The organism is Gammaproteobacteria bacterium, from assembly GCA_011375345.1.
GTDB lineage: Bacteria > Pseudomonadota > Gammaproteobacteria > DRLM01 > DRLM01 > DRLM01.
On the sequence record DRLM01000009.1, the window covers coordinates 1 to 9,052 of the forward strand.

Below are 9,052 nucleotides of genomic sequence, written 5' to 3' on the forward strand. Positions count from 1 at the left end.
ACCTGTTTGATTGCCGCCCGCGAAATACGGGCGCCATTGTGCGAAATGGCTGGTATTTCGCGGGCTCGCATTGACTTGCGCCAATGGCGGCACATCCCTGTGCCGCGCTATTAACCCGACAATCCTAATTGCCGGGTTAATAGTATTTTAGATAATGCTGATATTAAAGGCCCGCGCAGAGCGGACGTGAATACGTCACACTCTATTTCTGTAAAACCGCATAGCTGCCCCGCCCCCTGCTGCGCTTTAATGGCGCCCAACACGGGCAGGCCCCGCCTGCCCCTCCGATTCCAGATCAGCGATACTATTGACCAAGGCAGCCACCGGGAACAGTAACCCCGGGGCCCAACAGAGGAGACACAGCGATGAACAGCGCAGCCCCACGCATTCTCATTCTGCCCCTGCTGCTGACCGCAGCCGGCCTGGGCGCCAGCGCTCAGGCACTGGCTGACCCCACTCACTTCGGCAGTAAAACACCAACGGTGGACGAGTTTGTGGAAAGCCTGAAACCCCAGGAACGGCCGCTGCGTTTCCGCGGCATCCGTCCGGTGGAGGCCACGGCCAGCTCACAGGACTCATCCAACTTCAACACCATCACGCGCCGCTTCGACGACCAAAGCCCCGCGGCAGGCGCTTCACCCACCGTCACCATGGAGCTGAAGTTCGCCTTCAACTCCTACCAGCTCACACCGGAAGCCAAGCGGGTGCTGGACAATCTGAGCGCAGCGCTGAAAGAAGATGAGCTGGCCCAATACACCTTCCGCGTCGAAGGCCACACCGACGCGGTGGGCAGCGAGGAATACAACCTCAGCCTGTCGCAAAAACGCGCGCTGGCAGTGCAAAGCTATCTGGTGCTGGAACACGGCATTCCCCTGGAACGCATCAAAGTGGTGGGCAAGGGCGAGACGGAACTGCTGGATCCCGAGCACCCCGACAGCGGCGTGAACCGGCGGGTGGCGATTGTGAATCTGGGGGGCCAGGTGCAGTAGAGGGTTTGATTGCTGCGCCTGGTGGATACGGGGGCAGCGGCAGGCAAACCGGACGTTGCCCCTCCCCCGCTTTCCGCCCTGAGAGGGGCAAGAAGCCTGAAGAAAAAACGCCGTCTTTCTTAACATATACGCGGATTCCCTTCCCCCGACAGGGGAAAGGGCGGGGTGGAAACCGAGCGAAAAACACGGTTTCTGTCTCCTTACCATCCCGGTCCTCTTCCAAAGCGCGGGAAGGAGCCGTAAGGAAAGCCGTGCCAAACTCACTTGCGATACAGAAGCCAGCGAGGACAAGACCATGAACACCGCGCCTGACATCACTTCCCCCGCCCCCCGCGAAAGCCGCCCCGCGAAACGACGCGTTCTGCTGGCCGCGGCGGGGCTGGCGCTGACCGCCTGCGGGACCAACCCCCCGGTGGAGAATGTCGCCGGCGCCGCAACACCCGCCGGTCAGGCGGACGACACCCTCATTGTGGACTGCCTGCTGCCCGGCGTGGTGAAGAAATTGGGCAGCGCCTTCACCTTTCTCTCACCGCGGCGGCCCATCAAGGCCTCGGCCCTGGAGTGCGAAATCCGCGGGGGCGAGTATGTGGCCTTCGACCGGGCCGACCTGGACACCGCCTTGAAAGTGTGGCTGCCTTTGGCGCAACAAGGTGACCCCCAGGCCCAAAATTACGTGGGCGCCATTTACGAAAAGGGCCTGGGTGTGCCGCCGGATTACGCCGCAGCCGCCCGCTGGTATCAGAAAGCGGCGGACCAGGGTCACGCCGAGGCCCAGTTCGCCCTGGGGCATTTGTACGAACTGGGTTTGGGCGTGCCCAAAAACATCCAGACCGCCTATCACCTCTACCGCCAGGCCTCCGGCCTGCCCGATGCCGCCCTGCCGGCCACGGAACTCAGCCTGGGGGTGCAACAGCAGGTGCGCTTGCGCGAAGCGCTGGAGCAGCAACAAAGCCAGCTCAGCGAAGTGGAACGCCAGATTGCCGAAAAGCGCCAACGGCTGGGCGCGGTGGCCACGGATCTGGCCCAGGCGGAGCGGCAACTGGCCCGGCGCCAGCAGGCGGTGGCGCAGTGGGACGACAAGGCCCGCCAGGCCGCCGCCCGCTACCGGAGCCTGCAACGCGCCCTGGCCACCACCCAGACCGAGGCGGAGACCCTGCACCAACAACTGGCGGCGAAGCGCCGCGCTCTGGCGGAAACGGAACAGGCCATTGCCCGGCAAACGGCATCCGCCGCTGAGCCCCGCAACCCCAACCAAGGCCCGGACCTGGCGGAGCTGCGGGTGTTGCGGGACGCGGCGCAACAGGAGCTGGCGGCGCTGCGCGCACAAAAAGCGGGCTTGGAAGCCGACCTCGCCCGCGCCGCGGCCCGGCACCAGGACGTGACCGCCCTGCAGAGCCGCTCCGGCGAGTTGGAGCGGGCCATCGCGGCGCAACAGGCCGCTCTGGCGGACACGCAAAAAGCCCTGGCCCGCCAAAGTGCCCTGGCGGAATCCCGGGGCCGGGATTTGAACCGCATGCTGGCAGAAATGCGCGCGCGCAAGCAGGCCTTGCAGGCCTCCCTGGCCGCCCTGGAACAGGAACAGGCCAAAATCGCCCGGCGCCGCCAGGACATGGAGCAGGAACGGCGCAATCTCATCAGCGCCCTGACCGCCGAGCAGCAAAAGCTCGTTGCCGACCTGGCCCGACAGCAGGCCGTCATCGACCAGCTGAAGCAGACCAAACACAACAACGACGAACGCATCGCGGCTCTGGAGCGGGAGAAGCGCCAGCGCCAGGTGGCCATGATCGCGCCCCTGATCGAAATCCTGGACCCCAGCCTGCCGGCGGTGCGCAGCACCGGGGCCGCGGCGGTGCCGGTGCTGCGGCTGCGCTCGGCCACGGCGGCGCGGGAAATTGTCGGCAAGATCACGGCGGAGACGGGCTTGTTGCTGGTCACCCTCAACGACCAGACCGTGGCCGTCTCCCCAAGCGGCGTGTTCAAGCATCCTGTCACCCTGCGCGGGGGCGAGACGCTGGTGGACGTGGTGGCGGTGGACCGGGAAGGCAACCGGGCCCAGAAGAAATTCGTGCTGAAAGCGGCGGCGCCCGCTCCCGCGCCGGCGGTCAGCGCGCCGGCGACGCCCGGGCCGAAAATCCCCGATATCGACTTTGGCAACTACTACGCGCTGCTGATTGGCAACAACAACTATGAGCACCTGCCCGATCTGGTCACCCCCGTGCGCGATGTCCAGGCCATCAAAAAGGTGTTGCTTGAGCGCTACAAATTCAAAAACGTGATCACCCTCACCAACGCCACGCGCTACGACATCATCACCCAGCTCAACAAGCTGCGCCGCACCCTGACGGAAAAAGACAATCTGGTGATTTACTACGCCGGCCACGGCGAGCTGGACCGGGTGAACATGAAAGGCCAGTGGTTGCCGGTGGACGCGGAATCGGACAACACCGCCAACTGGATTTCCAACAGCGCCCTCACAGAGCTGGTCAACGCCATTCCCGCCAAGCACGTGCTGGTGGTGGCGGACTCCTGCTACTCCGGTATCATGACCCGCTCGGCGCTCACCCACCTGGCCGTGGGCCAAAGCGAAGAGGCCCGTGTCACCTGGATCAAAAAAATGGTGGGCAAACGTTCGCGTACCGTGCTCACCTCCGGCGGCGTGGCCCCCGTGCTCGACGAAGGCGGCGGCGACCACTCCATCTTCGCCAGGGCCTTTTTGCAGGTGCTAAAAGAGAACAACGGCGTGCTGGAGGGCCAGGGCCTGTTCCGCCGCGTCTCCGCCGCCGTGGCCGTGGCGGCGGACCGCTACCAGGTGGACCAGGTGCCCGAATACGCCCCCATCCGCCATGCGGGCCATGAGTCAGGGGATTTCTTTTGGGTGCCGCGGGGGTGAAGCGCCTTACTGCTCTCCTTACCTTACGAGGCAGCGGGCGAAGGGTTCAAAATCACCCTGTCAAAAACGCCTCCGGTTGAGCAGCAAACGCAACACAGGAAACAGGATTTCCCTTCCAAACCGTCATGGCCACCAAACACCTCGCCAAATACGAGATCAAGTCCACCCTCGGCAAAGGTTCCATGGGTGTGGTGTACCAGGCCTTCGATCCGGACATGGCGCGCACCGTGGCCATCAAGACCCTGCGCAGCGAAGTGCTCTCCGGTGGCAACGAAGAGGAGATGCTGGCGCGCTTTCGCGCCGAGGCCAAGGCCTACGGCCGCCTGCTGCATCCCAACATCGTGACCTGTTACAGCTGCGACCGGGACAACGAGGTGACCTTCATCGTGATGGAATACGTGGAGGGGGAATCGCTCAAAGATATGCTGGCGCAGGGCAAGATTTTTCCGCCGGAAGAAGCCTCTGCCATTGTCGGTCAGCTGCTGGCGGCCCTGGCCTATTCCCACGCCAACGGCGTGGTGCACCGGGATGTGAAGCCCGCCAACATCATGATCACGCCCGCAGGCCAGGTCAAAGTCACCGACTTCGGCGTGGCCAAGGTGGACACCACGGCGGTGACCCAGGCCGGTTACATCGTGGGCTCGCCCAGCTACATGTCGCCGGAGCAGATTCTGGGCCAACCCGTCGACCGGCGCACCGATGTGTATTCCGCCGGGATCATTCTGTACGAGCTGCTCACCGGCGAAAATCCGTTCGCCGGCCCCGATCTGGGGGCAGTGGTAAACAAAGTGCTGCACGATAAGCCGTCCCCGCCGTCTCAGCGTCAGCCGGGCATCAGCGCCGCCCTTGACGCGGTGGTGTCCAGGGCGTTGGAGAAAGACGCCGATCTGCGCTATCAAAGCGCCGATGAGTTTGCCGCCGCCCTCGGCGGCGCACCCTCACAGGAAACCGCAAAGGACAGCGATGAGACGGAAACCATGGTGGTGGCGCAGCCGGAGTCCGGTGCCGGCGGGAGCGCCGGGACGCCCGGGAGGTCCAGAAAACCCGCCATGGCGGGTATCACCGCGGCCCTGGCGCTGGCGGTGGGTGGGGGGGCTTATTATCTGCTGGCACCCGGCCCACAGGCCCCGCCGCCGGCCCTCCCCCCGGCGGGCGGCGCAAGCGGCGACACATTGCCCGCCGCCCCCCCGCGGTCCGACACGGAATCCGCGCTGCAAGCCCTTCTGTCGGGCTATGCCTGTGCGGATTTCTCCACCCGGATTGATGCCGGCACGCTCACCCTGCGCGGCTATGTGTCTTCGGCCGCCGAGGCCGAGACTCTGCAAAACGCACTGGCGGCACTGCCCGGCGTGGCCGCGCTGGACGTGCAGATCAATGTGCAGCCCTGGCCCTATTGCGACGTGCTGGCGCTGTTGAAACCTCATTTTGATCCCGCCATGGGGCCGGTGACCTCTACCACGGCCCGCGTGGCAGGCGACCGTTTGCACTTCACAGCAGGGCAGCATTTGGAATTCGCCTTCACGGCACCCGATTTCCCTGCCACCACCTACGTCGACTACTTCACCCTGGATGGCGGCGTGGCCCATCTGCTGCCCCCGCCGGACGGCGCACCCGCCACCACCCCGGCCGGTGCGACCATTGCCGTGGGCAGCAGCGGGCGGCGCTGGGAAATCGCCCCGCCCTTCGGCCGCGAGATGGTCGCCATTATCAGCACCGCCCCCCCCCTGTGGGACAGGCCGCGCCCGGAGTTTGAGGACGCGCACGCTTATCTGCAGGCCCTCAAACAAGCCTTGAGCCAGGGCGGTCCCACCCAACTCTCGGCCCATTACGCCTTCATCGTCACCCGCCCCACCGCGGAATGAGCCGCCATGTCCCGCCCCGTGTTCATGCCCACTGCCGCCGCCGCCACCCACGCCGGCCTGCATCGAAACAACAACGAAGACAGCTATTGCCTGGATGAAGCGCTGGGCCTGTTTCTGGTGGCCGACGGCATGGGCGGCCACACCGCGGGCGAAGTGGCCAGCCGCACGGCAGTGGCAGTGATCCGCGACACCGTGAAAAAACACGCTGGGACCGCTTCCCCCTCTCGTGCGGCCGCGCTGTCTGCGTCCGAGGACACCCTGGTGCTGCAAAGCGACATTCAGCAGGCCATCACTGCCGCCAATCAGACCCTGTTCAGCATGAACCGGGCGCGGGAGCTGCCCACAGGCCGCGCCATGGGCACCACATTGGCGGGAGTCTATTTGCGGCCGCCGGGCGTCTATGGCATCGTGTTTCATGTTGGCGATTGCCGCGTATACTTGTGGCGCGGGCAATTGCAACCCCTCACCCAGGATCACAGCCTGTACCAGCAATGGCGCAGCGCGGGTCAGCTGGGACCCGCGCCGGGCAAAAACGTGGTGCTGCGCGCCCTGGGGCCGTGGGCCGCTGTGGCCGCGGACACCCGGCTCTACCGGCCGCAGGCGGGGGATGTGTTGTTGCTCTGCTCCGACGGTTTGACGGACATGGTTGAGCGGCGGGTGATGGAGCAATGTTTGCGGGAGACATCATCCCAAAGCCTGCAAGGGCGCTGTGATGCCCTGGTGGAACTCGCCAATGCCCACGGGGGCAACGACAACGTGACAGCGGTCCTGGTGCAACTCAGCGCCTGAGGCGGCAACAGGCAACCGCTTTGTATTGCGGTGCGCGTGACGCTTGTGTGGTCAGACAATTCAATATGACATGACGTCAACCAACACCAACGTATTCGAACAAGTCGCGCTGTTTCAGGACTTGGGCCCCGCCGAGTGGGACCGGCTCACCGCCCGGGCCCAGCTGCGCAGCTATCCGAAAAACGCCATCTTGGTGACCGAGGGCGACGAGACCGATTCCTTGTTCATCATAAAATCGGGGCGGGTCAAGATATACCTCAGCGACGAAGAGGGCCGTGAGATGATTCTCAACATCCAGGGCCCCGGCGATTATTTCGGCGAAGTGGCCTTGCTGGACGGTGCGCCCCGCTCCTCCTCCGCCATGGCCCTGGAAAACTGCGAACTCTATGTCATCAAAAAACGCGAGTTCGAGCAGTTTTTGCTGCACCACCCCGAGGTGGCCCTGCAGGTTATCAAGGGGCTGACCCAGCGGCTGCGCACGCTCACGGACAATGTCCGCAACATTGCCTTGAAGGATGTCTACGGGCGCATTGTCGCCGTGCTCAACAAGATGGCGGAAGAGGACAAAGGCCTGCGGGTGATCAGGCAGCGGCTGACCCACAAAGACATCGCCGCCATGGTGGGCTCATCGCGGGAAATGGTCAGCCGCATCTTCAAGGAACTGAGCAACGGCGGCTATCTGGCCAGCGACAAGCACGGCATCATCATCAAAAAGAAACTGCCCGCCCGCTGGTAGCCGCCCATGTACCCCCGACTGCACTGGCAGGACGAGAGCGGCAAGGCCCGCTCCATTGCCGTGCGGGACCGGGTGTACCTTGGTCGGAGCTGCCGCGGCGTGCCTACCACCAAGCGGGTGTTGGTCACCGATCCCAATATCTCCCGCGATCACGCCGTCGTCACCTGGAGCGGTGACACGCTCACCGTGCGGGACACCAGTCGCAACGGCACGCGCCTGAACGGCGTGCGCATCACCCCCGGCGTGGAACAAACGCTAAAGGATCACGACGTCATCACCATCGGCAGGCAGGCCTTTACCGTCAGGCTCACCCCCCACGCCACGGCGGCCCCCACCGACGAGGGGGCCGAAACCCACACCCTGGCCATCGACGAAGTGGTCACCCATCTCGTGGCCGACGTGCGCGGTTTCTCCACCCTGTCCCAGGCCTGGCGTCCCGCCCGGGTCTGCGCCCTGGTCACCCGCCTCTTCGACACCTTGAGCCCCCTCGTCCACCAGCATCACGGCACCATCAAAGACTACGCCGGCGATGCCATCTTCGCCTATTGGGAACACGGCCCCACCCCCCGGGCCGAATCCGCCCTGAACGCCTGTCGCGCCGCCCGGGCCCAACAAGCCGCCTGCGCCGCACTGGCACTCGACGCCGCGGCGAAAGGCGACCGGGATCTGGCCCGGGTGCGCATTGGCTGGGGCATCGCCACCGGCACCGTCACCTTGTCCCACTACGGCCTGCGGCAAGACAACGTCGCCGTGGTGGGGGATGCCACCAATCTGGCCTTCAGGCTTTCCGGCCTGGCCCGCAAAGACGTTCCCGCGGCGGTGGTACTTTGCCACACGACCGCGCAGCTGATCGGCCATGAGCTGCCGCTGACAGATTTGGGGGAAGTGGGCACCAAGGGCAGGGCGGGCACAGAGCGGGTGTTTGGGCTCAATGGCGGATAAAAGCAGCGAAAGCGCGCCGGACCGAAGCCACCCGTCCTGAAATAACCGTTACACTGCCGCATATGCTGTGGTGGGCGCATTGAAGAAGGACCGCACTCCCGGCCGTTTCCCTCAAAGGGCAGCGGCCCGGGTTGTACGGAAAATTCAAAAGCTTCATGGACCAGGCCATGGACGATGTGGGAAAGCGCGGGTTCGGGGGATAGAACATCGCGGACTACGTGGAACGCCACGTCCGGCGCTACGGCCATGACCCGGCCACCGCGACAGAGATGGCGGAAACGGTGGTGTTCGCGCGCATCAATGCCATGTATTTCACCGGCGAACGAAGGCGGGGACTGCAACCGCTGCAATCCGGGCGAGTTCTTCGTCACGCTGAACCCCATCGTGCCCATTCCCGACGACTGCGTGCTGGGGGTGCGCGCCCCCAATGAGCGGGTGCCCGGCGGCTATTTCAAACGCTGTCTGCCCGGCGAGGAACGTGCCATCGCCTGGTTCAAGCACAATGTGCTGGATTTCACCTGCCTGGAAGCCCGGAAACAGCTGCCCGGCCTGCATGAACAGTGCTGGATGCAGGCCGAGGCGGTGGCCCGGCTATTAAGCCGGCAATTGGAATTGTCGGGCTAATGTCGCGGCACGGGGAGGTGCCGGAGTTATTAACCCGGCAATCCTAATTGCCGGGTTAATAGTGATATCGTGAACGTGAATACCGCACACTGCGTGCGTGAGTGCTGCACTGCCCGCTGCTGCTCTGTTCTCTAACATGGTCCCCGAGTTCGCCGCTGCGGTGGCGGTCTCAGCGAGAGACCCAGGCATTCAGTCATAACACGAGTCAAGGAGATCATCA

7 protein-coding genes are annotated in these 9,052 nt (G+C 64.5%); all 7 read left to right on the top strand.

Annotation, left to right across the window (positions count from 1 at the left end; translation table 11 throughout):
* Nucleotides 1–365: 365 nt before the first annotated feature.
* The 7 genes from ENJ19_00745 to ENJ19_00775 all read left to right on the top strand — a co-directional run bounded on the left by ENJ19_00745 (nt 366) and on the right by ENJ19_00775 (nt 8,832).
* Nucleotides 366–989, top strand: a complete 624-nt coding sequence (locus tag ENJ19_00745) for an OmpA family protein (protein HHM04255.1) — start codon at nt 366–368, stop codon at nt 987–989.
* A 295-nt stretch (nt 990–1,284) separates the two neighbouring features.
* Nucleotides 1,285–3,879 carry a hypothetical protein gene (locus ENJ19_00750; GenBank protein ID HHM04256.1) on the top strand — a complete coding sequence of 865 codons (2,595 nt, stop codon included), beginning with the start codon at nt 1,285–1,287 and terminating at the stop codon, nt 3,877–3,879.
* 125 nt (nt 3,880–4,004) lie between these two features.
* On the top strand, nt 4,005–5,741 hold the full coding sequence (locus ENJ19_00755; GenBank protein HHM04257.1) for a serine/threonine protein kinase: 1,737 nt from the start codon (nt 4,005–4,007) through the stop codon (nt 5,739–5,741).
* 6 nt (nt 5,742–5,747) lie between these two features.
* Entirely contained in the window at nt 5,748–6,530 is a 783-nt protein-coding gene (locus tag ENJ19_00760; protein ID HHM04258.1) for a serine/threonine-protein phosphatase, read from the top strand.
* 70 nt (nt 6,531–6,600) lie between these two features.
* Nucleotides 6,601–7,266, top strand: a complete 666-nt coding sequence (locus ENJ19_00765) for a Crp/Fnr family transcriptional regulator (protein HHM04259.1) — start codon at nt 6,601–6,603, stop codon at nt 7,264–7,266.
* Between the two features lie 6 nt (nt 7,267–7,272).
* A complete protein-coding gene (locus tag ENJ19_00770) occupies nt 7,273–8,208 on the top strand; it encodes an adenylate/guanylate cyclase domain-containing protein (protein HHM04260.1) in 936 nt (311 codons plus the stop codon).
* A gap of 300 nt (nt 8,209–8,508) precedes the next feature.
* Complete coding sequence (locus ENJ19_00775) at nt 8,509–8,832, top strand: hypothetical protein (protein HHM04261.1); 324 nt, start codon at nt 8,509–8,511, stop codon at nt 8,830–8,832.
* The last annotated feature ends 220 nt before the right edge of the window (nt 8,833–9,052 follow it).